This window comes from Mucilaginibacter sp. P4_E8 (assembly GCF_056401495.1).
The window spans coordinates 1-25725 of sequence record NZ_JBFUJG010000046.1; the positions used below are offsets into that span (position 1 = coordinate 1).

General features: G+C 41.7%; 16 protein-coding genes. 1 reads left to right on the forward strand and 15 read right to left on the reverse strand.

Translation table 11 applies throughout. The features are described 5' to 3' along the window. From AC1DRQ_RS16865 to AC1DRQ_RS16900, 8 genes are all read right to left on the reverse strand, one after another. The coding region (locus AC1DRQ_RS16865; protein ID WP_477425798.1) for a cache domain-containing protein at positions 1-3912 on the reverse strand (3912 nt) is incomplete at its 3' end. Positions 3913-4101: 189 nt separating this feature from the next. Further along, on the reverse strand, positions 4102-4521 hold the full coding sequence (locus AC1DRQ_RS16870) for a DUF5675 family protein (protein WP_477425799.1): 420 nt from the start codon (positions 4519-4521) through the stop codon (positions 4102-4104). 403 nt (positions 4522-4924) lie between these two features. Further along, the gene (locus AC1DRQ_RS16875) at positions 4925-5386 is read right to left on the reverse strand and encodes a cupin domain-containing protein (protein WP_429401846.1); all 462 of its coding nucleotides are present in this window, start codon (positions 5384-5386) and stop codon (positions 4925-4927) included. A 48-nt stretch (positions 5387-5434) separates the two neighbouring features. Further along, positions 5435-6781 carry a Gfo/Idh/MocA family protein gene (locus tag AC1DRQ_RS16880; protein WP_477425800.1) on the reverse strand — a complete coding sequence of 449 codons (1347 nt, stop codon included), beginning with the start codon at positions 6779-6781 and terminating at the stop codon, positions 5435-5437. An 80-nt stretch (positions 6782-6861) separates the two neighbouring features. Further along, positions 6862-7572, reverse strand: a complete 711-nt coding sequence (locus AC1DRQ_RS16885; RefSeq protein WP_477425801.1) for a 3-keto-disaccharide hydrolase — start codon at positions 7570-7572, stop codon at positions 6862-6864. Between the two features lie 21 nt (positions 7573-7593). Next, positions 7594-9162: a RagB/SusD family nutrient uptake outer membrane protein gene (locus AC1DRQ_RS16890; RefSeq protein ID WP_477425802.1), complete on the reverse strand. Its 1569-nt coding sequence runs from the start codon at positions 9160-9162 to the stop codon at positions 7594-7596. A gap of 16 nt (positions 9163-9178) precedes the next feature. Continuing rightward, on the reverse strand, positions 9179-12625 hold the full coding sequence (locus AC1DRQ_RS16895) for a SusC/RagA family TonB-linked outer membrane protein (protein WP_477425803.1): 3447 nt from the start codon (positions 12623-12625) through the stop codon (positions 9179-9181). A 160-nt stretch (positions 12626-12785) separates the two neighbouring features. Then, positions 12786-13976 carry a FecR family protein gene (locus AC1DRQ_RS16900; RefSeq protein WP_477425804.1) on the reverse strand — a complete coding sequence of 397 codons (1191 nt, stop codon included), beginning with the start codon at positions 13974-13976 and terminating at the stop codon, positions 12786-12788. Between the two features lie 129 nt (positions 13977-14105). On the opposite strand from AC1DRQ_RS16900, the gene AC1DRQ_RS16905 reads away from it, so the two are divergent. Further along, positions 14106-14711 carry an RNA polymerase sigma-70 factor gene (locus AC1DRQ_RS16905; protein WP_429401857.1) on the forward strand — a complete coding sequence of 202 codons (606 nt, stop codon included), beginning with the start codon at positions 14106-14108 and terminating at the stop codon, positions 14709-14711. A 25-nt stretch (positions 14712-14736) separates the two neighbouring features. Here AC1DRQ_RS16905 and AC1DRQ_RS16910 read toward each other — a convergent pair whose 3' ends face one another. From AC1DRQ_RS16910 to AC1DRQ_RS16940, 7 genes are read right to left on the reverse strand one after another with little or no spacing between them, the layout of a single operon-like run. Then, entirely contained in the window at positions 14737-16887 is a 2151-nt protein-coding gene (locus AC1DRQ_RS16910) for a glycoside hydrolase family 31 protein (RefSeq protein ID WP_477425805.1), read from the reverse strand. Position 16888: 1 nt separating this feature from the next. Then, positions 16889-19417, reverse strand: a complete 2529-nt coding sequence (locus tag AC1DRQ_RS16915) for a glycoside hydrolase family 95 protein (protein WP_477425806.1) — start codon at positions 19415-19417, stop codon at positions 16889-16891. Positions 19418-19469: 52 nt separating this feature from the next. Continuing rightward, complete coding sequence (locus AC1DRQ_RS16920) at positions 19470-20312, reverse strand: SMP-30/gluconolactonase/LRE family protein (RefSeq protein ID WP_477425807.1); 843 nt, start codon at positions 20310-20312, stop codon at positions 19470-19472. A 20-nt stretch (positions 20313-20332) separates the two neighbouring features. Continuing rightward, positions 20333-22387: a hypothetical protein gene (locus AC1DRQ_RS16925; protein ID WP_477425808.1), complete on the reverse strand. Its 2055-nt coding sequence runs from the start codon at positions 22385-22387 to the stop codon at positions 20333-20335. Between the two features lie 27 nt (positions 22388-22414). After that, the gene (locus tag AC1DRQ_RS16930) at positions 22415-24016 is read right to left on the reverse strand and encodes a glycoside hydrolase family 28 protein (RefSeq protein ID WP_477425809.1); all 1602 of its coding nucleotides are present in this window, start codon (positions 24014-24016) and stop codon (positions 22415-22417) included. 2 nt (positions 24017-24018) lie between these two features. Then, positions 24019-25236, reverse strand: coding sequence for a glycoside hydrolase family 88/105 protein (locus AC1DRQ_RS16935; protein ID WP_477425810.1), 1218 nt, complete (start codon positions 25234-25236; stop codon positions 24019-24021). Positions 25237-25279: 43 nt separating this feature from the next. Next, positions 25280-25717: a c-type cytochrome gene (locus AC1DRQ_RS16940; RefSeq protein WP_477425811.1), complete on the reverse strand. Its 438-nt coding sequence runs from the start codon at positions 25715-25717 to the stop codon at positions 25280-25282. Positions 25718-25725 lie beyond the last annotated feature (8 nt).

Sequence of the window (25725 nt, forward strand, 5' to 3'; positions counted from 1 at the left end):
CTTAAATAACGTGGAGTATGTTTCCTTTTGTGATGTAAACAGAAAAACTAAAACTGCCGCTATGAGCAACAACAGCGGTGTTTTAAGCTTACTCCAGTTACCTGTATCTTTAATTTGTTCCTGAATTTGCATAGCCTCTGCATGGCCTATGGCTGTAAGGATAAAATTCCGGAACTCATGGTTAAAGATCTTCAATATGTTGTCTTCTCTTATGATTAATCCCTTACTGATTAATAAAGTGAGGTTATAATCATCGTAGGGGTTTACGAGGCCATCTTCTGCGAGGTCATAAAGTAGGAATTTTTCTTCTTTTGTTAAAGATTGCCACATGTACATATAAAAGTAATGCGRCGTGATACCCAATTTAGCTGACAACGAATCACCATCAATTTTTCCGGATATTTTTTTTGCCTTGTTTTCCTTTGCCTTATTTTCCAGGGTAGTAAGTACCGGCTCCCGAAGCCTTTGCAGAAAATGACTGTTGCGGGTTTCATATAGTAGGATTCTCTTCCATTGAGGGGTATCCTTATCAAACGATATATCACAGTTTTTCAATCGTTCAATTGCTATGCTGAAATGGCCCAAAAGTACATGCCACCTTTCCAAATCGTGCTCGGGCTGCCTTTGGCCTTCGGGTTTATCATCTTCCTGCTGATTAAGTGAATCCAGAAAATTTACAGGGTGAACCGTAGAGATAACCAGGAGCTTGCATCTATTTTTTTGTAACAGCGACTCAAGAAAATTTAGTTTTATGCTATTGCTCGCGGTGTTTTTAATATCATATTCAAAATGATTTACAATGATTAATTTATACTTTTCATTATCTATTTCCTCTATAATTTTCTTCCAACCGTTTTTTGCCTCATCAGTATCCCCATCGTTTGGAATCAGGATCATATCTGCAACAAAAAAGGTATTTAAATCAGGCTTGGCTTCATCATAAATAACCGGCTTTCCATCTTTGCCATTTATACCTGGTTTTTCAATCAGGGTTTTTACCTTTTTCAATTTACCTGAACCCGGAGACCCGATCAGGAATACCAACGAGTTAAGTTCATCTTTGGTAAGCAAGAGGGTATCGATTTCATCCCAGTAAGCCTCAGAGGTAAGGTTTAATGCAAATAGCTTCCTCAAAATATGGTGAAGCACATACCAAAACCCGCCAAGAAATCCTAAAAAGCCTATCCAATAAACCATTCCGTTAAACCAGTCTACCCTGTCCAATGGATTCGGGAGTCTATATTTGAGATGTTCAGATTCGACGTGAAAGTATTTATTCTTTTGAACATGATAGTATGATATTCCACGGCCTGACCTAAACAAGCTGCTATATATCCACGAACTATCAACCGCGTTGTGATCCAGTTCCTTGATTTCAGGTATAAGTTCGTCATTATCAATCATCAGTCGCTTAAATAGCGCACTGGTAATAACATCATCTGCATCACGGGGAGGTTTGGGATTTTCCTGCCGCAGCATTTCGGTTTTAACCCAAACGCTATCGGCATAAATTTTGTCGTACTTTAGGTTATCCAGGGTTAGATCAGTGTCCCTTTGTATGCTTTTCACAAATTCCGTATGCCTGTAGCGGGTTAGTAATTTTACCTCATATGTTGATGTGGCGATATAGAATGAAACTACCGGCAACCCGCTGGTGATAATCAGGCGTGTAAAAGTCATTAGTGAAAAGCTAACGCTAAAATCCCAGGAAGTAGCTTTTTTAATCCAGCCTTTGTTTTCTGCCAATTCATAAAACTTCTTAACCGCTGCCAATAGAACGATAAAAATAAGCTGGAAGATTAAAACAGGGGTGTAGGCCGTTAAGTGAGCGGCAAATACATTGAGTATAATAATAATGATCCGCAACGAGATTAAAGCATTTTCTTTAAGCTTCAATAAAACAGGCTCATCCTCCTCATAATATACCTTTTTACAAAGGTAGTTGAGAAAATAGATGATCATAGTAGCAGCGATCAACAAAATAAACACGTATTGCAAAAATGTAGTGTAATGGTATATACAGATCAGCAGAATAATCGCTACAATATTGCCCGCTACAGCAATATTGTATTGTTTGTGAAAGCGTTGGTTTGGCCCTATCCAGGAGATATCAAAATAATGCTTGTTATAGTAGATCTTTCTGTAGGACACTATAAATACAACCAGTAATTCTGCAGCAAGGATAAAAAAGAACCCAAAAAGCATAAAAAAGCTAAAACAAAAATTATTAATATCGCGAATGTTGGTATAAGCGCGATCTTCCAGGACAACCATATAATAAGGTAAGCCACTAATAGGGCTTACAATGGCATTATATTCCTTCCCCCCATACCTGGTTGTGAAAAAAATATCACTACGGGCTTCAATGGCAGCCCTGAGCGATCTATGCTCAGAAAATTCACTGAGCAGGTTCTCATTCAGTTGTTTTGAAACATTAGAATGGTATAAAGTTAATCCTTGTTGATTAATGATTGCATAAAGAAACCCGGGCGGCATTATCGGATAGTTAAGGCATTTTAAGTTAAATGCTATAGCTATATAAGGATTGACTTTATTAAACGACGACCTTTTTGATAAAACGGTAGTAAAAGAACCGGAAGTCCAGGAAATGACCTGTTCCAGAGAGAATTTTTTTTGGACTGAATCTTTTAAATAAAAGGATTTATTATCTCTTAAATTAAGGTAATAAGCCCTGTTAGAAAAATCTCCGGAAGGTGGAGAATCTGTAGTTGGCGACCAGTTATATATTTCTATCCCATTTTTATCTAATTGAAAAATCTGGTTTACACTTATGTTTTTGGTAAGTTCCTTCAACTGTTCCGAATAGCGGTCCTTTACTTCTTTTGAGTTTTGTTTAACCGGAGCCATTCCGTTGATAACATTATCAGCACAATCCAGTATTTGATAAGTATTTGTCAGCTCTGAATAAAATGCTTTTTTTATTTTATTGGATAACGCTTTAGTAGATTTTTCTGTAGCTGCAACTCCTGGCTGCCAGCTTGCGTTGTAGGAAAAAAAAGCAAAAAAAAGTATGGACATTAACAGCATCGACACAGCAAATGAAAATAAACCATCGGCCCAGGTAAGCCTGTCTTTGTTTCCTATCTGGTATAGCTTTATCCATGGAAGGGCAAGTATGCCAGCAATAGCCATCATTAGCAAAAAAAGCACTGCACGTTCGGGGAGTTTATTCTTCTCGGCATCATACCTTTCTTTAGTTAACAAGCCGGCTATGGTAATCGCTGTCGTGGTATTTAAGTTCAGTTGCTGAGTAAAAAGCTTGTAAGCCGTACCACTTATTGTGACATCTTTAATTTGCCATTTTGCAAGTCCGTTTTTTTCATTTTTTAATGAATCGGTAATTATAGCTGTTATACCACTTGGGAAAGTTTGATGAATGACCTTTTTATCATTAAAAATTATGTACTCGCTAAATACATCTTTTGAAAGCAGGGGCGCTATAAATTGTTTCAATGTATAAGTAATATTAACACGTGTTTTCCCTTTTGTTAAGCGTACAATGAGTTGCGTATTGTTAAATTCAACTGAAGAGGTGTCAATAGCTTTACTGGTAATTGTAGCCAGTTTACTTGCGGGCGGGGTATCTATACTGATTATAAAATTTTGCGTGGGATAGTCTGTGATGTATTTCCTGACAGAAACACTGTCATAATCGCTGGCATTTTTGGTATAAGCATCAACGAGCGTTTTTAACAAAGCCAATGAATTATCTATTTTTCGCGATATATTATTTTCAATATTTTGAAGGCCCCTGAATTGCTTTTCTTCTAATTCACGCTGACGATCAGGAATATATTTTAAAAAATAAACAGATCCTATCGCGAGCAGAAACAGTACAGTGACCAACACTACTCCCTGATTACGGCTAAATGAAAAAAGTTTGCTGAACATATTGAAATATCAAATAATGTATCATGATGAAAGGAAATGTAGAAAGTTATCGGTTGCCCCAAAAAGCATATACATTTTAAAACCAATTTTTAGCCGCTTCTAAAACCCACATGTCAGGTGTTTGCATTTTTATCAGAAAGAATAATTGACAACCTGCACTGTCAACTTAAAATACAGATTAAGAACCTGTTATCCCTTCTCAATCATTATCCATACATCTTCCTGCACTTGTTTGGCCTTGATCATTGCGGTTAGCTGCGCTACTTTTTCGGCACAATTCCATATACTGGTTTGCATATCTCCTTCTGCACCAATCAAAATGCAACCTTCTGAATCTTTATTGGTATTGCCACCATGTATGCGAATGCCTTCAAAACAATCAACATCCAGCAGTAAGGCGAGTTCTTTTTTAAAATGATTGCTGTAGTTAACTATGACTTTATACTTGCCATAGTTTATAGCGGTTTCGTTCTGAACCTTGGCCGAGCAGCCATCTGTCAGATCCCGAACAACATCCTCACAGGTAAAAGCATAAAAGTCATCATCAACATACAATTTGCCAAGGGTGGTAGTGTTGGTGAAGACAGAACGGGTTACTTTTAATTCCATGATTAATTAATTTAGGTTTATAAGCTGTATTACTTGTTTAATGTTATATACCGGATAATATAAACCCAAGCGCCTTTATTATTAATCATAAATCCTGGCAGATGGAGTTAAAAGCAAAGTATTTTGTTGTTCATTTATAACTTAAACGAATACAATATAAAGAGAATAATTATAAAATAAAATACTGAATTTCAAAATGTTACAAAATTGTTAATTTAACCAGAACGTTAGCGGTGCAGATGAAGAAGTGTTGGCGAGAAGTATAATCATATGTCAGGTAAATTAGGTATAACGCATTCAATCTCCCCGACTCAAAATGAAGAGGGATGATCGTTTGATCATCCCTCTTTCTTCATAAATTAAACCAGTTTTTAAGTTTGCTCTCCATACATCTTTAATATCATCAATTGACTTTAACTGTTTTCCCCGTTTTAGCCGTCTTCCATTGCAGAGCATAATAGGTAGTGCGGGTGCTGCCTGTATTTTTAATGGCATGCAAACTGTTTGCGGCTTCATAAACTACGGATCCTGGACCAATTTGCTGCCATTTGCCGGCAACCATAGCGCTCACATTGCCCTCCTTAATAATAATCAGTTCCTCATTGGGGTGCTGGTGAGGAGCATGTGAAGAATCTCCGGGGTTCAGGGTGGTAATATGAAGTTCCAGCTGGTCAAGGGTTTCTGTAGGCGAATTGAATACTTCCCTCCTTTCGCCCTTTGGAGTTGGTATTACTTTAATATCCTTCCAGTTATAGGCGGCAGCCGGCAATGTAGGCTGGTCATTAATTTTATGGGCCAGAATACCTATAGGGATACACATCACCAATGCAGTGATGATTATGAGGCTTAAGTCTCTTCTTTTCATAATAATTTTTAAACTAATTTGTAATTTACTTACGGTTTATAATTGCAATTACACTTTAGGCTCCCAGCCTGGCTCATAGGTACGACTCCATAATTTTTGTGCCTCAGGATCATTTAAAATATGACCATTTTTAGGATCAAGATGAAGATCACGGCCCACACGCCAGGAAATATTACCCAGCTGCATAGCCATCACACTCCTGTAGCCTAACTCCACATCACAATTAGGGCGACGGTTATTACGGATAGCGTCCAGAAAGTTAGCCACGTGAAGGCTATCCATACCCAGGCTTGGGCTGGCGGTGTTCCTACCCTCAACTGCACTTTGCGGGGCGGTTGATTTTACCTGTTTTACTAGTTTGCCACTCAGGTCATATATAGTATAGTCCTCGCCGTCTGTATCCACGCTGCCATTTTCACCATAAAATATTACACCGCGGTCAGCACCTTCTATCTTCCTGCCGTTTGAGCTTCTGTTCTCCCACATCAGTGATACCCTGCCCGGATAATCCATTGCAACAATTTGGGTATCTGGTGTTTGCCAGTCGTCCTTAAATTGGTACCTGCCTCCTACCGAACTTACCCGGGTCGGAAATTCAACACCTAATCCCCAGCGGGCTACATCAACTTCATGTGTTCCATTGTTTAAAGCTTCACCGGTTCCCCAGCTCCAGAACCAGTGCCAGTTGTAATGAATCAGTCCATCCTGGTATGGCGTACGCGGAGCTGGCCCCTGCCACAGATCATAATCCAGCCAGTCGGGCACAGTACCGGGTTTCAGGTAGTTAGCTTTACGGTTATTGGTGTACCATGCCTTAGCCAGATAAACCCGGCCAATAACACCACCATGTAATTCTTCTATACACTGTATCATGGCAGGCGATGAGCGACGCTGTGCCCCCATTTGCACTATCCGGTCATACTTGCGGGCCGCGGCTACAGCCAACTCCCCCTCATGAGGGTTATGGCTTACCGGTTTTTCAACATATACGTGCTTGCCAGCCTGGCAACCCATAATGGTTAACGGTGCATGCCAGTGATCAGGAGTAGCTATATAAATGGCATCAATGTTTTTATCCTGTAATACTTTACGGCAATCTTTCTCACCTTTTGGGGCGGTTACCTGGCCCGCTGCTGTTACTTTTTGTTGAATTTTAGGTATCGTCCTTGAATCTACATCACAAACGGTACCTATTTCCAGGTTTTTTTGACGGGCAAAGGTACCAGCCATGCTGCTGCCACGCCCGTTAAGGCCTATAATGGCTACATGTATCCTGTCATTAGCCCCAATAATTCTTTTATAGCTTTTGGCAGTAAAGCTAAATGCTTTGCCACCAATGGCAAGGCCGGCTGTTGTAACAGCCATTTTTTTGATGAATTCGCGTCTTTTTTCCATTGTTTATAATTGAAACATAAAATTAAATGATGATGCGGTTATGGCCGGCACTCATTGATACAACTATGAATTTTGTTAACTTAAAGTATCCTGATCTTTATATTTCTAAAATGAATCACGTCTTCATGTTCCTGTAAAAGAATAGGCGATTGCGCTGCTTCGGCAAAACCCTTTTCATTTTTAAATTTACTCTCGGCTATATGGGCTTTAAACGCTTCACTCCCGCGCTCGTACTCTAAAACTTTCCTGCCGTTAAGCCAATGCTCAACATGTTTGCCTTTTGAAATAATACGGATGTTATTCCATTCTCCCAATGGTTTAGCTTTTTTGGCTGTGGTATCAGGTGGCATAATATCATATAATGCCGCAAGACGACGGTTGCCATTTATACCCAGCTTTGCATCAGGATGATGGGCATCATCAATAATCTGGTATTCGCACCCCAAAGAGGTATTTTTAATCAAACAATATTTAACCCCGCTGTTGGTTCCCTTTTCCAGCTTAAAATCAAGAGAAAATTCAAAATCAGAAAACTCTTTTGTGGTCACAATATCACCGCCGCGCCCGTCCGCCGGGTTAACGCTGATCACTCCATTTTCTATTTTCCAACCTTTCCCTGTAAATGGTGTGCCATTTGCCTTTTGCCAACCATCAAATGTTTTCCCATCAAATAATAAGGTCCATCCATTTTTAATTTCTTTTTTAGTAAGCGATGGCAATTGTGCTTTTACTGAAATAATACAGCAAAAAAAGCCCACTGTTAAAAGCAAAATGTGTTTTTTCATATTCATGACTTTATATTTTTAAGTTTTTTAAAATTGTGTGTACCCTCTGTTTTGAATGATCTTACCCGGATTGGATTGCATTACGGGTGTTGGAATAGGATAAGCTAACATATTGTCGCTCCAGGTAAATGGGGCAAAACCATCGGCCGCCTGCTCGGCAATCATCACATCTTTGGCCCGGCCTGTTCTAACGAGGTCAAACCAGCGATGGTTTTCAAAAGCCAGCTCAACGCGGCGCTCTTTTTCTATCGCCAGCAACAGCGCGTTATCATTGGCAAAATCGGCTAAGGTGTAGTCTTTCAGCAAACCGACCGGTGGTGTAATTGAGGGATCGCCCTTTGTATTTCTTGCCCGCTGCCTTATTTTGTTTACGTATGATATCGCCTTGTTTTTATCTCCGCCGGTGCGTACCAATGCTTCGGCATCTAAAAGGTAAACATCAGCAAGCCTTAGTTCAATCCAGTTATTACCGTTATCACTGCCTGAGGTTGACACATCATAATATTTACGCACATATCTTTCATTTTGCACAGTCCCGTTTTTTGAACTGATCCAACTGTCGCGCATTGATACATATTTCCGGGGATCTCCCGTTTCATAGGCACGTGACATATCACCTGTTGGAGAGTTTACGCCGCCTTTGTCGCCTACCAGTACTACTTCCTTATCTGAAAAACGCGGGGCAAAGTCATTGTTCCACGGACTTCCCGTAGCCCCATTTGGGCTGCCTTTCTGGAACTGAATTTCAAATAACGACTCGCTGCTGTTCTTTTTGCCAACATCAAACAGATCGGCATAACTGGGCACTAAAGTCGCTCCCGAGGTATTAATAACCTCTTCGGCCTTTTGAATGGCAAGGTTATAGTATTCTGCACCTTTATTTAGCGGGTAACCAGCCATTGTCATATATACTTTACTTAGCAAGCCTTTAGCACCCCATTTGGTAACGCGGCCTATACTGTTTCCGGAATAGGAAGCGGGCAAATTCTCCTCTGCATATTTAAGATCGCCCACAATTAAATCATAAGTGCTTTGCAAGGACGACCGGTTTAATTTATAAGCTTCGGCAGGTGTAATTTCCTTATCAACATTAATAACTCCTAATAACTCATTATTAAGCGCATAACCGCCGAAAACCCTGTTCAACCAAAAATACATTAAAGCCCGTACAAACCTTGCTTCCGCAGTATATTGATTCTTCAATTTTTCGTCTTTAAATGTAACATTACCGATACGACTGGTAACGATGTTACACCGCAGAATAACATTGTAACCCAAATTCCAGCAATTATTAGGATATCCATTTTCGGGTAAAAGCGGCGAGGCAAATACATCTATACCATTATCGTCGGCAGGGTTACCGGCCAGCCAGGAATAAGTAGTATTATCGGAGCGTATTTCGCCAAGCCTGATAAATGGATTCCTATATTCATCAAGCAAACCGGCATAGGCCGAAAGTACAGCCTGGTTCATATCACTTTCCGTTTTGTAAAAGGTCGAAGAGTTCAGATTAGACGGCGGATTTAAATCAATAAAATCTTTTTTACATGAAAACAGCAGCAATAAGCTAAATGTGGCTATTATTAATTTTTTCATCTTCTTAAATCATTAATTAGAAAGTGAGATTTAAACCTAAAATCAGACTGCGGGCTGCAGGATATCCCAGATAATCACCTCCGCGGGTAAGCCCGGTACCCTCGCTGCTTGTTTCCGGATCATAGCCTGGATATTTTGTCCAGGTAAATAAATTCTGGCCCGTTAAATACACGCGCAGTCCATTTATTTTCAGGGATTTTATCGCGCTTTTTGTAAAATCATATGCCAGCGTAACGTTACGAAGGCGCAAGTATGACGCATCAGTTACCCAGTTAGAGGATGGATCACGCTGCCAACCTGTTGGGTTGCGGGTTGCCCTGAAATGCATACCATCGCCCGGATCATCCACCGACCGCCAGCGATCTACCTGTTCAAGCAAAGCGTTTCTGTCGCCATGATAAATGCCAACCATACGTTTGAAAAAGCTGAACGCATGCGCCCCATAAGAAAAGGAAAACTGTGTGGACAGGCTAAAATTCTTATAAGAAAAGCTATTGCTGAAACCACCTGTAAATTTAGGCTGGTTATTGCCAATAAGCGCTTTATCTGTCTGATCAAGTTTACCATCTCCATTTACATCCAGGTAACGGCCATCGCCAACTTTATCTGCTGGCAAATGGGGGTATTTATCCAGTTCCGCCTGACTTGTAAATACACCCTGGTAAACATAGCCGTAAAAACTGGCTATAGGTTGTCCGGGTAAGGTTATAAAGGAGTTATTTGCATTGGGTGCACTGGCATATATTGGCTGTCCGCCGGGGCCCACTTCCAATACCTTATTTTTATTAAACGCGATATTGAAATTGCTTGACCATTTAAACTCGCCGGTTAAATTCCTGGTAGTTAATAAAAACTCAACACCTTTATTCAGTACTTTACCTATATTTTGAATTTGATTGGTATAACCGGTTATGGTAGGTACGGGCACATTCAGCAATAGGTCAATCGATTTACTACTATAATAATCGGCCTCCAGCCTGATACGATCGTTAAACAAACCCATGTCAAAACCAAAATTGCTTTGTAGCACTTTTTCCCATCCCAGATTATCATTAGGTACGGTAGATGGGTTTACTGTACTTTGCAAAACACCGCCTGTTGAATAAAAGCCTGTATTGAGCAAACCAATTGCCGAATAATTACCAATGCGGTTGTTCCCGGCGATACCGTAACTGGCCCTTAGTTTTAAATCATTAACCGTACCAGCGATACCCGACATGAAATCCTCCTGACTAACACGCCACGCGCCTGATACCGACGGAAATACACCCCATTTTTTATTTTCACCAAAGCGGGATGATCCGTCGCTACGAACAGTAGCGGTAAAAAGATAGCGGTTGTTATAGGTATAATTAGCGCGGCCGAAATACGAAATCATAGAATATTCTGTTTTATAATTGTTGAGCTGATACATATTACCGGCATTTAAAGTTTGGATATTATCATTTGGGAAGCCACGGGCCTCGCCATACATATAATCCTGGCTATGCTTTTGGCTGGAAAAACCGCCCAACAAAACCAGATCGTGTTTTTTAGCGAATGTTTTATTATAAGACAGCGTTTGCTCTATTACCCAATCATAATCGGTATAACGCTCGTTATAAGCTCGTGCTGGTCTTGGGGCTTTGGATGCATCTAAATCTACATTTGAGGGCTCATAATCTTGCAGATTATTATCCTGAATACTTCCGTTGATATTAATCCTGTATTTAAGACCATCTATCAGATCCAGCTCTCCATAAAGCGTTCCTAACCAGCCATACTTTTTACGGTAGGTGTTCACTTGCTCAGCTATGCCTATAGGGTTGGCCACATCGCCTGCAAAAACCTCGGGGTTACGTACCATTGATCCGTACGTGCCATCGGGGTTACGCAAATCAAATATTGGGGGAAGCTGCAGTGCAAACTGAAGCGGTGAGTACTTACCGTTCACCTGTTCATTACCATTGGAACTGTAGGCGTTTAAGTTTAAACCTACTTTTAACCGGTTGGTTACCTGCGATTCTACATTATTTCGGAAGTTAAATCGCTTATAACCGGTATTTAATATAATACCATCCTGGTTCATAAAACTTCCGGAAAAGGCGTACTTGGTTTTTTCGGTACCACCGGTTATTGACACTTCGTATTGTTCCATTTTTGCGAGGCGAAATAGCAGGTCCTGCCAGTTATTATCGGGCATTTGCGCCACAGACTTAGGATCTAAAAAATTGTATTTAAAGCCATTAGTTCCGTCGGGTATAACATATAATGAACCAGAGCTCGGATATAGATTCCGGCGGCTATTGGGGTCATTAATGGTATGCGGCCCGGTATTAGGATCGCTGCTTATTACAGGCTGATCCAACCATGCCTGGTTGCGCCCATCCATAAACCATTGTACATACTGATCCCTGTTTAAAACCGGGATAGTTTTTGTTCTGTCCTGATAGCCCCTAAAAGCGTTAAGGCTAATAGAAGCCTGACCAACCTTACCCTTTTTTGTAGTGATGATTACAACGCCATTGGCCCCTCTGGACCCATATATGGCAGTTGATGATGCGTCTTTCAACACTTGCAGGCTTTCAATGTCCGCGGGGTTGATGAGCTGGAAAGCCCCATCTTCCATAGGGTAACCATCAACCACATACAAAGGTGAATTAGATTGCGTAATAGATCCGGTGCCCCTTACCCTTATAGCAAGCCCTTCGCCGCCCGGCGCTCCGTTAACTTGCTGAACCTGTACGCCTGCCAGCTGGCCAGCCATCGCCTCGCCAAAGTTAACAACCGCGCGTTCCTTTAAATTTTCTGATGAAATGGTAGCAATAGCACCGGTTAAGTCGGCCTTTTTACGGCTTCCATACCCAATCACTACTACTTCACTTAAATCGTTTGTTTTCTCGGTTAATTTGATGTTGATAGTTGTTCTGTCCCCAACCTTTACTTCCTGGGAGTTAAAACCCAGAAATGAAAATATTAGTGATGCGCCAGGGCCAGCTACTTTTATAGAATAATCGCCGGATATGCTGGTAATAACCGCATTGTTAGCGCCTTTTTCAGTTACCGTAACGCCTGGCAGTGTTTGCCCCTTGTTATCGGTAACCTTGCCCGTGATAGTTATACTTATATTTTCAATGCTTTGCGTTTTGGTGCGGATTTTTTCTTTAATAACTACAGTATTGTCATTATTAAAAAGTATATCAACGGGCTGATTTACAAAGCACAAGCCAAGAAAATCTTTCAGGGATGTTTTGGTAACGCTTATGGTAATAGGTTTTACCTTTTTTATCAAATCAGCATCACAAATAAAATTGTACCCCGTTTGTTTGGTTAGTTGATTAAATACTTCCTGAATAGGAGCATTTTTAACACTGAGATTAACCTCCTGAGCATAGCTCGCAGCATTTACCTGTAAAAAGAAAGCTGCCAGAAATAGAATAGTAAGGTTCATAGTAAGCAGGAATTTTAGCGTACAGCGAGTCATGTTCCCGCACTTAAGTGCAGTAAATATTTTATACATTTGATTTAGGATTAATAATATTGGTTGACGTTTCTCAATTGGTTTGTTATCCGTATTAGTTCCCATCTACTAATCATGCCGGGGGTGGTCGAAACACTCCCGGTTTTTGGATTAACTGTATGTGTTATTGTGCTATAATGGTAACCCTCCTTCCTTCTATTTTAAAGTGAACTTTTTCTGTTAATTCAATATTTTTAAGCAGGTTTGCCAGGCTTTTGGATCGTGAATAATTTCCAAAGAAATTCACTTTTTCCATATTGCCCTCAAAAACAACATCCACATCATACCACCTGGCAAGCCGTTTCATGATGCTTTTTATATTTTCATTGTTAAATACAAACATGTTGTTTTTCCATGCCATCACTTCGTACATATCTGCAGGTTTAATAAGTAATGACTTATCCGGATCATTAACAGCCATTTGGCCGGGTTTTAAAATCGCGTGCTTATTTCTGTAAAGTAATTTTACCGACCCTTCCAGTAATGTTGTTTTAATATCACGGTCATCGGGATATGCCTGAACATTAAAATGGGTTCCCAATACTTCTATTTGTTGTTTGTTATCCACGTTAACACAAAATGGTTTTGTGGGATCTTTCGACACTTCAAAATAAGCCTCACCTATTAACTGAACCTGTCTTTTATTGCCGGTAAATTCGGGGGGATAGGTTATACTTGAAGCCGCATCGAGCCAAACCGATGATCCGTCAGGTAATACAATATGGTACTGCCCTCCTTTTGGGGTGGTTATAGTATTAGAAGCTATTTCGCCACTTATTGGCACTTTTGAAGTTTGGCCGGTAGCATTATAAATAACCCGGCCATCTGTCGCTTTTGTGATAGCTACATTACCCTGAACCGCAAGCCGACCCTCCTTAGCATCATCCAGCACAATTCTTTTCCCATTACCCAGGGTAAGAATAGCTTTATTATTCCCGATCAGCGTATCACCTTTTAACAAATGATTTTTGGCAAGCGGTTGTACTACTGCCTTTTTATGGACAGTAAAATAACTACCGGCCATTATAAAAAGTAAAACGGTTGCGGCGATGGCTATCCAGCGAAGTTTTAATTTAGGTTTCAGGTGTACTATTTTATCTTCATCCTCGGGTGCTTGTGAAGAATCTATTTTTTGATGAATGTCAACCAGCGATCTCATCATAGCTTGATTGATCAGCTTCTCGTCGTTATCAAAAAATTCGCGGTCGCCACCACGGTAAAGTTCAAACCATGCCTCTACCTCCAGCTTTTCAGCGGGTGTGCATTTATCCTCCAGGTATTTTTTTATTAGGTTGATGTGGTAATCGTCTACCATAACTCAGGCTATATAATAACATATTGCATGAAATAACTATTACCGCCATATCTATTTACTTTTTTTAATGATTTCCATGAAAAATATTTATTTTGCGTAACATCTATCTAACCAGATAAGCCAATATTCTTGACCAAATTAACTACATACAGTGACCATGAACTGCTTATTGCTTTGCATTGCGGAGATAAAAAAGCATTTGAGGCTTTGTATTTTCGTTATTTTACGCCGCTTTCTACTTATGCTTACAAGAGATTGCAAGACGAATACGTTGTGACTGAATTGGTACAGGACGTGTTTGTAGATATCTGGAAAAAACGTGAAACATTGGATACCGATGGTGAAGTGGCAAGTTTGCTGTATGCAATGCTTCGTAATAAAGCTTTGCATGAATTACGTGCCCGGTTCATACAGTCAAAGCATATTGAGGAATTTACCCTGCTTCATAAGGATGACGTGGCTGACAAGCTAACCGACGGATTGTATGTGCGCCAAATGGAGGAAAAAATGCAGCAAGCTGTCAACCGGCTTTCTCCGCAATGCAAGAATGCCTTTACTTTAAGCCGTTATGAGCATCTGTCTTACAAGGAAATTGCGGAAAAAATGAGTATATCAGTCAATACCGTAGAAAAACATATAGGCAAAGCTTTGCAGCTTTTAAGGCAGGAATTCCAGGGATATAACCTGCCAGTAGTCATTCTGGCAGGCTTGATAGAACTGGCTTTACGACGATAATCAGTGTTACAGCTTAAATTCAGATTTAATTGGTCATGGTTTTGAAGGTTACCTTACCAACATTATCCGGTTTTCCCTTTAATGCAGGTGCAATAGTGCCCTTTAATTTTCCGTTTACTTTCTGCACTTTGATCTGCCGGAAAGCATAATTACCTTTTTCATAATTATACGTTTCACCATCATCATCATACAGGGAATAAGTTCCTGGCTTATCACCATAATATCTAACCTCCAGGTCAACCTTCTGCCCTGCTTTGGGCGCATGCAGCATTACCGGCATGAAGGGTATAATACCGCCGTCTTTTACATAAACAGGTATTTTATCCAAACCTGGTGTAACGTTGATCACTTCTCCATCACCGGCATACTTCCCGGTATAAAAGTCATACCATTTACCCTTTGGTAAGATCACTTTTCGGCTGGTTTGCCCGGCAAATACGGGGGCTACCAATAAATACTCACCAGCCATGTACTGGTCTTTAACCTCTTTGGTTATGGCCTCTTCATAAGGGTTTTCTTCCAGATTTACTTTTTTGCTCTCATTTTTGGCCTCCGCGCCAACAAAGCCATCTTCCAGGTACATGGCCCTAAAAGGCGGGATACCCTCAAAATGATATTTAGCAAATTCACTATACCAGTAAGGCATCATTTGCATACGCAGATTTGCCATTGTTTTTACTTGTTCAGCAACTTCGTTAAACGACCACGGTTTGGTACCGCTGGCCCAGGCATTGATCATAGCCATAGGCGAAAAAACGTTCGACTGAAACCTGCGCAGCCACTCCTCGGCTGTTTTAGAGGAGCGCACTTCCGGCGTCCATAACACACCGGCAAAACCACTGTTTACCAATGCTGTTATAAAATCGCGGTGATCATAATAGTCGTTATAAATTACATAAGGGAATGATGAGCCACCGCCGTTTGACGCACGAACGAGGCCAAAGGTGCGCTGGTTACGCTCATGGTAAATTTCGCTGGTATAACGCTGCATCATTAAGCCATAGGTTTGGCGCATCTGTTCGGCATCATGACCTGAAGGAAAAGTTGCCACATCGGGCCATAAATAGTTATCGCCGCCATCAACCTCATCCATTTTATAGCCGCTGATACCGATATCAATTTTGCCTTTTTCCAGTTCGCCGAAAAATATTTTCCTGGCCTCAGGCATACTGATATCAGGTACCATGCCATTCCAAACGGTATGCGAACCACTGTAAGGTAAAATACTTTTATAAACCGGCGCCTCGGGCGATACATAAGGATTAGTCCACAAATTGAGCCTGATATTCTTTTTCAGCATGTCCTTTACCAAACCTTTAGGATCAGGGAACCGGCTTGCATCCCACTCAAAAGTACATGGGTATGATTTACTTTGCCAACCTGGCTCAAGTCCAATAAAATCAAGCGGATATCCTTTTTCTTCAAATGACTTTGCTTCATTTGCAACGCCCTGCGCATCGGTTAACCGCTGCATACGCTGGGTAAAACCCAGGCCCCAGCGCGGGGGCAAACAGCCGCCGCCGTTTAGTAAATTATAACGCCTTACTGCATCTAAGGTGGTAGGGCCGGCAAATACATAGATCTCCACACCGGCAGCAGGTACCAGCATTTCCACACCATCAGAGTATGGGTGCGAGCTCCATGTTTTATCAAGATTCCTGTCTTTTACATCGGGGGCAATCTTACTGTCGCGCCTTACCGCTGTACCGGCATATACATTGATATACCTGGCCGAATTGATAAACACGCCATAGCCATTTGATGACACATAAAAAGGTGTAGGTGCATGGGTACGACCATTATCTTTACCTGCATAATTATCTACATGCAGCGAAAGCACTTTGCCGCGCTGAAACACGGTCTGGAAATTTAAACCGAAACCAAATAACTGCTCTTTTCTCTCTAACGGAAACCGCAGATAGGTTTTACCACCCTGTACGCTACCGGTAATTTCCTGCTGTGGCAAAGGGAACCCAACCTTTGGCATTTGCTGCAGTCCGGCATGATAAGGCTGTACCCCTGCAGTTTTCAGCAGATCAAATTCCTCGGGCTTACCAATAACGCCTTTCCATATTCCGGGTTCTACTTCTGTCCAGATTATAGATTGCGCGTATAGCCTTGAGGAGAAACTCCAAAGCAAGCAAATCAGCAAAAAGCATTTTAAATTTTTCATCATGTTACTTAGGTATAATAGTATAGGTTTTGCCCTTTTGGGTAACAAAGTCAATTACATAGCCTTTATTAAAGGATATATCCGTCAGTTTAGCATCATCTGCCTTTTGGTAAACTGGCGTTACGGGCGGTGTATTTAAAATATTTTTATTGGTGCCGATAGCTGCTTTACCGCTTACCTCAACCACTTTAATGGGTATTGGTGTCCGTAACCGGCAATTGCCGCCTAAGTTCGATTTGATCAGCGCTTTGCTCAGTTTTCCTTTTTTCCAGTCAATAGCTACCTCAAAATTTCCACGGGCTTTGATGCCTTTGATACTGCCATCGGCCCAGGCATCAGGCAGGGCGGGTAACAATTCTATTTCACCGTTCTGGCTTTGCAACAGCATTTCGGTCATACCGGCAGTTCCTCCAAAATTTCCATCGATCTGGAATGGCGGATGGGCATCAAACAAATTGGGATAGGTACCGCCGCCGCTCATTTGTTCTTTTTTTTGTAAAGGGTCCATATAATTAAATGCAGCACCTAATATTTTGTAGGCATGGTTACCATCGTGCATGCGCGACCACCAGTTTACCTTCCAGGCCATTGACCAACCTGTGCTTACATCGCCCCTATATATCATGGATTGTTTTGCAGCTGCTGCCAACTCGGGCGTATTAAACACAGAGATCTGTCTGCCCGGGAACAAGCTAAACAAATGCGAGATATGCCGGTGCGTATCTGCAGGATCATCCCAATCGTTGAACCACTCTTGCAACTGCCCATGCTTACCTATATGAAAGGGATAAAGTTTATCGTAAGCCGCTTTTACCTGGGCGGCAAAGACTTTATCTATACCCAATATCCCTGCACTGCTGATGCAATCCTGGAACAGCTCACGGATGATAGACATATCCATGGTGGAGGCCATGCTTACCTGGTATTCCTTACCACTGATTTTAATAGTATTTTCTGGCGAGGTGGAAGGATTTGTTACCAGGTAACCCGTTTTAGGATCGGTTACCAGCCAGTGCAGCATAAACTGGGCAGCGCCTTTCATAATGGGATAGGCGGTTTTACTCAAAAATCCTTTATCGCCTGTAAAAAGATAATGGTCATATAAATGCAGGCTCATCCAGGCACCTCCCATAGGCCAGGCCGACCATCTTACCGAACTTTTAGGGTCGTGATCAAAACCACCTACTGTTGATGTTTTGGCCCAGATATCGCTGTTATGATGTTCTACCCAACCTTCGTTGATATTATAATTTACTTTGGCGGTAACGGCGCCGTTTACGGCAAGCTCTTTCAGAAAATCAAATAAAGGCTGGTGGCACTCTGAAAGGTTGGTGTTCTCGGCAAGCCAGTAGTTCATTTCGGTATTGATATTCGTGGTGAAATTACTGCCCCATGGGGGTATCACCTGATCATTCCAAATCCCCTGCAAATTGGCGGGTGCACTCCCCGGCCTTGAACTGGCTATCAGCAAATAACGCCCAAACTGGTAATATAAAGTTTGCAACTGCTTATCAGGATTGGCTACACTAAAATTCCTGAGCCGCTCATCAGTTGGTTGTTTTACCATACCGGCATCAGCACCCAAATTAAAATCAACCCGTTTAAACAGACGTTGATAATCGGCAATGTGCCTTTGTTTGAGTTGCTCATACGTTTTTTTCGAAGCCGCAAGCAAACTGGCATTAGCCTCAACCGCCGGATCTTTACCCTGCAGTCCTGGTGATTTATCAAACCCATTAAAACTGGTAGCCTCGGTTAAGTAAAGCACAACTTCATTTGCTCCGCTAACCTGTAGTTCATTGTTAGCAGTACTTACTCGTCCTCCGATATTCTTTATTTTAAGGTTGATCTGGAAATTCATGCCCTCGCCTTTGGGCTCATCATAAATTACCTGCCGTGGTTCGTATTCCCGGTTGGCCACGTAGCTTGGAGCTTTACCCTTTAGGATTAGCTTACTGTTGCCATCACCCGCCACGCTAAAATGAAGCTTGCTTTGCAAATTCGCTGTGAAATTAATGGCGCCTTTTTTATCGGCAGTAATGCGTACCAGCATAACCTTATCCGGATAGCTTATAAATGTTTCGCGAACATAATGTACCCCACCAGCCTCAAACCTCACTGTCGAAACCGCGTTGTTTAAGTTCAGGTCGCGGTAGTAATGAATGCTATCCTTCAGATTAAAGTGAAGCAGCAGATCGCCCAGTGGCAGATATCTGGCTGTGTATGGCCCCTGTAAATACTTTTTCCATATTTCAGCAGCTTTATTAAAATCGTTATCAAACAAAGCTTTACGCACTTCGGGCAAATGCGCTAATGCCTGTGGGTTGTTCCCGGCTTCGGGGTAGCCCGACCACAGGTTATGGTCATTAAGCTGGTAATGTTCATGGTTAACCCCGCCAAATACCATGGCCCCGGTGGCGGTATTACCCAGAGGCAGCGCCTCTTCCCAGGCAGCAGCGGGTTTGGTGTACCAAAGTTTTAAATTTGCATCATTACCGTGTGTTTGTGCGGTTACAAGTTCAGCGCTTATCAAACMTGCAAAAACTAAATATTTTTTGATAAAACTTATTTTATAAAACCTCATACTATTTAACTGTTGTTAACTTAAAGGCCATTACCTTTTTACCCCAAAAGGTGGGCACATACAAAATGTGTTTCCCGGTATCATAGGCCAGATCGGCAGTATTTACTTTTTTCTCCTGTATATCAAGCAGGGTTTCTATTTTACCATCGGCAGTTACATAAAATATATGCCCCGACCAGCAGGTGATCAGGAAGTCGCCGTTGCCAACAGGTTCAATACCATCTCCACCACAACTCAACATGGCTATTTGTGTTAGTTTACCCTCGCTATCCGCCTTCATAAATTTTTGCCCACCCAATATGTAAAGATCTCTACCGACGGCTTTGAGTCCGTTTACCCCACCTATATTTGTTAAAAATGTGGTTACACGGCCATTTTCAATACGGTGTATCTTTTTGGTTTTGCTGTCTGATACGTAAACAATCCCTTTATTATCAACAGTAATATCATTTAAAGCTTTGGCGCTGTCAATAGCGATCTTGTTTTTGACTTTACCTGTATTGATATCAATAACTGCCACTTCCGACAGATCAGCGGCATACAACTCATTCCCAAAGCGTCCCAGCCCTTTAGGTGCATTTAAACCAGTTGTAAAATCCAGGTTAATAATTTTTCCATCAACCGTAATTTTGGCAACGCCACCTTTACCATCAACAGCGTTAGGGTTTCCGTCGATTTCGGATACATATAGAATACCTTTCTTAGCATCAGGTAAAACTGATTCAGGCACTCTTACAACGGTATCGGTTTCCCAAAGCTTTTCCAGTTGATGTGTTTGCGCGTTGCTGTTATGAGCAACAACCATCATTAAAACAGGCAGGATATATCTAAAAAATTTGTTCATTTATTTGAGTCATTTGATGTTTATAACAACACTGCCTGTGTAGCACCATCATTTATTTTGTATTTAATTGTTTTGCTGCCCTCGGTTATGGTAATATTTAATTTCTCCTTGCTTTGACGTGATATTTTAAGATCGAATATGTGACCGAACGAGTGGATATTATTTAAGGCCATTTCATTCCAACCTTTTGGTAACCGTGGCGTGCAATTAAAACCGTTAAAACCGGTTGGCCGTATACCAAACAGTCCTTCAGTAAATATTCTGCAGTAAAGTCCGCTCTCGGCAGACAGATGCCTTTGGTTACCCTCAGGATAAGCTTCTACAGGATATGGCACATGCTCTCCCAACAGTCTTCTACGCGAATAATAACGTAGATAATCCATTGCTTTTTCGGTTTTGCCAGCCTGCAATACACCCCGAAGCGCATACAGGGTTGACCGGTCCCAAAAGGTTTCCTTACCGGCCTGTGTAGCTAATCCATCAGCCGTCCATAAACGGGGCGAAAACAGTGCGTTGATCGTCCCCTCGCTCCTGTCAAAAATTCCCACGGTCAATGGCAGACAGATCCAGGCGCGCAGTACATCATTGGTTTCGTAATATTTATAAGTATCAAAACCTTCTATATTTGCGCCAAAGTATTTTTCGATATTGCTTTTTAGCATAGCCGCCTGCTTTAAATACTCATCTGTTTGTGCTTTTGGCTGATGTAATTGTTTGCCAAGATAGGCCGCGGATATCAACGCATCATAATAAAGGCTGTTGGTTGACAGGTTGGCTTTTCCCGATGGAAAGCGCCCCTCCAATTCATCATGATCTGAGTTAACTACGCCCTGATCATTTAATTTCCGGTGACTATATTCCAAGCACCAGGTGATGAGCGGCCACAATTTCTTTGCAGAATCAGGTTGGCCATAAGCTAATGCATACCTGGAAGCTCCGTAGGCGATCATGGCCTGGTCGCCCCGGTCGCCGGCACCTTTCCATACCGCATCACCTTCGGCTACTATAGAGCTGGGGATGGGCTCGTATTCCGGGTTCATATATTTGGCAAACAGGTGGTAGCAGTTCATGGCTGATAGGTTACCAATACTATCGCCCAAAAACGCGAAGAAGGGGCTGGTATACTCTGCCTGGTCATTTGCCCAAATGGCGGCATAATAAGCAAGACCACCGGGACTATGCAAATACCCTACTTTAGTTTTGTAAATGCTCTCCGTTCCGCGGATCTTGGCAAATGAAAACTCAGTATTCAATAAGGTATCCGGGGTTTTTAATTGCAGTGGTGATAAAATAGTATTTATACGGTTTTCACGGGCTTTTTCTTCCGCATCGGCATTAACAGTAATGGGCTGAGCGGGAAAATCTGTTGCCAGATAGTAAACGGCAAAAGAGGTATGCTCACCGGGTTGTACTACCCGGCTGCCACTATTCGCAGATCCCATGATGATAGAATGCGGCCTTACTTTACTTTTAAGGCTATCCGTCCTAACCTCATGCCGCAGGTATTCCATAGAAATATTAACTGGCTTATCCATGGTATTGGTGAACACAAACTTTTCAATAACCATAGGTTTATTTACCGATGGAAAAATACTCCGGTCAATTTTTACCAGCGCGGGATTACCCGTTGTAGCCTCGATCTGCATAATGCCTTTGTGACTTATACTTTTGATATTATACGAAAGATCACCCGACTTTTTCCCGCTGGCCAGATCAGTTTTTAACTGCCTGTTATTAATGTAAAACCGGGGCAACCCACTATCCTGAAAAGTATAATCAATATGGGTACGGGTACCATCGGGCAGCATCCTGAATGTGGGAAACACCACGGTTCTGGAAATAGATGATCTGCCGGCGCTATCTAAGCCATACTGAACCCAGACAGATACTTTTTCGCCCGACATTTCAATATGATCTGTATGCGGCAGCCTACCATTAATGGTCCATTTAATACTTCCGTCGGGCTGAATTGCCCAGCGATCTGTTTGCTGTGGTAATGCAACCTGCTGGGCGTAAACCGTGTACGGCAACATAAAAACCAAGCCTAAAAGTATTTTGTAAATATTTGCCTTCATTCCAATTTTATTATCAATTCTTTACTTCTAATCCAAAACAGCCGTGCCGGCCTTCAGATCAGCAGATAGTTCAACCTTCTTTTGAATACCGGGGATTTTATTTTTCAGGATATGCACATCACGGCTTGTACTGCCCTCAACGCGCACAAATGCATCGGCCGAACCGGCAACTGTGTTATTATTTATGTGCGCCCCTGCAACATTCTCTAATCTTATTACAGCCTGGGCCCCGGTGGTTTCGGGAATTGTCCAATTATTTAACTCCAAATTTTTCCCATCCTCACAGATAAAGGCGGGTCTGAAATCATTATGGCTCAGGGTAAATTTTACATTATTGAGCTTTAATCCATCAACATGCCTGGCCCAAACGCCGTAAGCCGGCACCAGTGGACCAAATGTTTTTACTTCAGGGTATTTATCAATGGCCTCGGGTATGACCTGCCGGGCATTTTCATTGCTGCCGCCGCCTGCCAGGTTAATCTCTATGTTTTCTAATGTCAGGTTTTTAATGTCGTGACCAGGAATACCTGTTATCAGGATACCCGATGGCGGCATGAGCTGCGCATTATCTGCCGCTTTTGCTTTTACATTTTTGATGGTCACGTTTTCCAGGGTTCCGATAGGTTGTTGTGTATCCTGATCTTTGCGAAATACACTTAGCCTTGCACCTAAACGAATGAGGATTGGCGTTTTTACTTCGACCATGGTGATATCACTAATTTGAATATTACTGATATTTGCCCCATCAACCGAAAGCAGTTTGATGCCGCCATTGGTTGTATCGTAAATATAACATTGCGATATTTTGATGTTCTGGAATGGTGCCATGGATTCCGTGCCGATCTTGATAGCGCCCTGCCCACTTTTTAACCGCAAGCCCGAAACAACGATATCTTTACAGGCCATTTTGCTCGATGTTGTTTTAAAGCACAAGGCGTCATCACCGCTTATCACATCACAATCTTTAATAGTAACATCCTGGCAACCATCTATATCCATCCCATCATTATGTGCTACTCCCCTACTTACAATTTTTACATTTTTAATATTTACCTGTCTGCACTGAAAGTAATGCGATGTCCAGGCGGCAGCATAATTTAGGGTAACACCGTTTACAGCAACATTCTGGCAGCGTACAACCCGCAATAAAAACGGACGCCGCCCCCAACGCTGCGATTCGGGGCGGGTATCCGTTAATATTTGCTGTGCTTTTAATTTTGAGCCCTGGCCGTCAATTGTGCCTTCGCCCTCAATGCTTATATTTTTTTTATCGACAGCTACCACCAGCGCCCAGCCAACGCTTATACCAAGTCCATCTACAAACGGATCCAGATTCTTATAATCGTTAACATCGGTACTGCCCAGTAAAACAGCACCTTTTTTTAGTTGTAGGGTAATGTTGTCATTCAGCGAGATAGTGCCTGTTAAAAATATCCCCGAAGGGATAATAACCTTACCGCCACCACTTTTATAACACGCGTCAATCGCTTTTTGAATAGCCTCTGTATTTAATGTTGTGCCATTGCCCACAGCTCCATAAGCGGTGATATCCACATCGGCAGCAAATAAGTTTAAATTACATGCTACGGTAAAAATGACAACCAACAATAACCTAACTGACCTGTACATGGTTATTTTTTCCTTTCTGCTTTAAGCACTTCGGTTCCGGCTAATAAAAAAGCACCGATACCATGCGTATCATTTAGTTCGGTTGGCCGGGTATAGTAAAATTTAATATCAGTATCCATGTTGGTACCAATACAAACATCCTGCAACTCGCCATTAGTTGTAACTTTAGTAAGCAATCCTTTCCATCCTTCGCGGGCAATGGCTATATATTTTTCATTGATCCAGCCCTGGTTTACTGCACGAGCTACGGCATAAGTAAACATGGCTGTAACTGATGTTTCGAGGTATGAATCTGGTTTATCCAGCAGCTGGTGCCATAAACCGGTCTGATCCTGGTAGCGAGCGTAACCTACAATTTGTCTCAGCAGCAATTTGATCAGTTCCGGGCGTTTGGGATGGTTTGCCTGCAAATTATTTAACAACTCAACCGTTGCCATGGCTATCCAGCCGTTGCTGCGCCCCCAGTGACCAACTCCATTGGTTTGATCGTCTGAATAATAATTATGGAAGAAAAGACCTGTAGTGGGGTCATAAAGATATTTGTTGAAATTCTCTACCTGTTTTATAGCGTCATCAAAATATTTGCTGTCGCCGGTAAGTTTGCCCATGCGAGCTAAAAACGGGATGCTCATAAACATATCATCGGCCCAAAGGGTCATGTTTCGTGGGGTAGGGCGCGAAAGTGTGCCATCGGGCAGACGCATTTGTTTAGTTAAAATATAATCGGCCGACCTGCTTAAATAAGCCTTATAATCCTTTCTGTTTGCCAGAGCATCCACGTCAAATAGCCCGGCCGACATGGCCCCGCAGGCATCAAGATTGGTGATATTAAATACGGCGTTATACTCCACCTTTGGCGCTTTGGCTTTGCGAAGGGTTTCAAAATAACTAAGGTTATCAAAAATGAAAGCAAAATTGCGTTGCGAATAATCTGAGTATTTTTTATCGTTAAGTACATCAGCCGTTTGTATCATACCTATGCTTAAAACACCATTTACATAAGCCCATTTATTGTACTTGCTATCGGCTTTAATGTCAGGCGATGAAGCTAAACCTTTGGTCGAATCATATTTTTCGTTGGTGCTGGTATTGATGAACTTAAAGGAGGTATTTTGAATTACATTATCAGCAACCCGACGGACTATATCTTCGGTATTGGTGGCCTGCCCAAATGCTGTTGTCGAGCAACCGATCAGCAATAAGTATAAAAATGATTTCATTATTTGAGTTGTTAAATTGGATATCTGTTTTATAAATAGTGATTTACTTTTTGTTAGCGGCCCTTACTGTTTTTACCTGTGCTGTACTAATTGACCCCGCTTTATTGGTAAAACTTTTCCTGACATAGGTTAGCACATCTGCAATTTCCTTGTCTTTCAAAAAATCATGTGCCGGCATGATATTGGAGTATGATTCACCATCAATATCAACGTTTTCTGAGAACCCATTAAGCACCACTTTGATCAGGCGGGTTTTATCGCCCAACACATAAGATGTTTTAATTAACGGGGGATTCATATTCGGCACTCCGCCCCCATCGGCCTGGTGGCAGGTTAAACAATATTTTACATAGATGCTTTTGCCGCTGGCCACTGAAGCAGTTAAAGCTCCTGCAGGCCGGGGTTTAGCTTTGGTTTTAACCTGGGCCATTAACTGAAAACAGCTAAAAATAAAGATGATGACCGTGACATATTTCTTCATTGCGGTAA

Bases quoted from the DNA above. Each gene is read 5' to 3' on its own strand.
- AC1DRQ_RS16870 (WP_477425799.1), bottom strand. From the start codon at position 4,521: ATGGAATTAAAAGTAACCCGTTCTGTCTTCACCAACACTACCACCCTT.
- AC1DRQ_RS16875 (WP_429401846.1), bottom strand. From the start codon at position 5,386: ATGAAAAGAAGAGACTTAAGCCTCATAATCATCACTGCATTGGTGATG.
- AC1DRQ_RS16880 (WP_477425800.1), bottom strand. From the start codon at position 6,781: ATGGAAAAAAGACGCGAATTCATCAAAAAAATGGCTGTTACAACAGCC.
- AC1DRQ_RS16885 (WP_477425801.1), bottom strand. From the start codon at position 7,572: ATGAATATGAAAAAACACATTTTGCTTTTAACAGTGGGCTTTTTTTGC.
- AC1DRQ_RS16890 (WP_477425802.1), bottom strand. From the start codon at position 9,162: ATGAAAAAATTAATAATAGCCACATTTAGCTTATTGCTGCTGTTTTCA.
- AC1DRQ_RS16895 (WP_477425803.1), bottom strand. From the start codon at position 12,625: ATGACTCGCTGTACGCTAAAATTCCTGCTTACTATGAACCTTACTATT.
- AC1DRQ_RS16900 (WP_477425804.1), bottom strand. From the start codon at position 13,976: ATGGTAGACGATTACCACATCAACCTAATAAAAAAATACCTGGAGGAT.
- AC1DRQ_RS16910 (WP_477425805.1), bottom strand. From the start codon at position 16,887: ATGATGAAAAATTTAAAATGCTTTTTGCTGATTTGCTTGCTTTGGAGT.
- AC1DRQ_RS16920 (WP_477425807.1), bottom strand. From the start codon at position 20,312: ATGAACAAATTTTTTAGATATATCCTGCCTGTTTTAATGATGGTTGTT.
- AC1DRQ_RS16925 (WP_477425808.1), bottom strand. From the start codon at position 22,387: ATGAAGGCAAATATTTACAAAATACTTTTAGGCTTGGTTTTTATGTTG.
- AC1DRQ_RS16930 (WP_477425809.1), bottom strand. From the start codon at position 24,016: ATGTACAGGTCAGTTAGGTTATTGTTGGTTGTCATTTTTACCGTAGCA.
- AC1DRQ_RS16935 (WP_477425810.1), bottom strand. From the start codon at position 25,236: ATGAAATCATTTTTATACTTATTGCTGATCGGTTGCTCGACAACAGCA.
- AC1DRQ_RS16940 (WP_477425811.1), bottom strand. From the start codon at position 25,717: ATGAAGAAATATGTCACGGTCATCATCTTTATTTTTAGCTGTTTTCAG.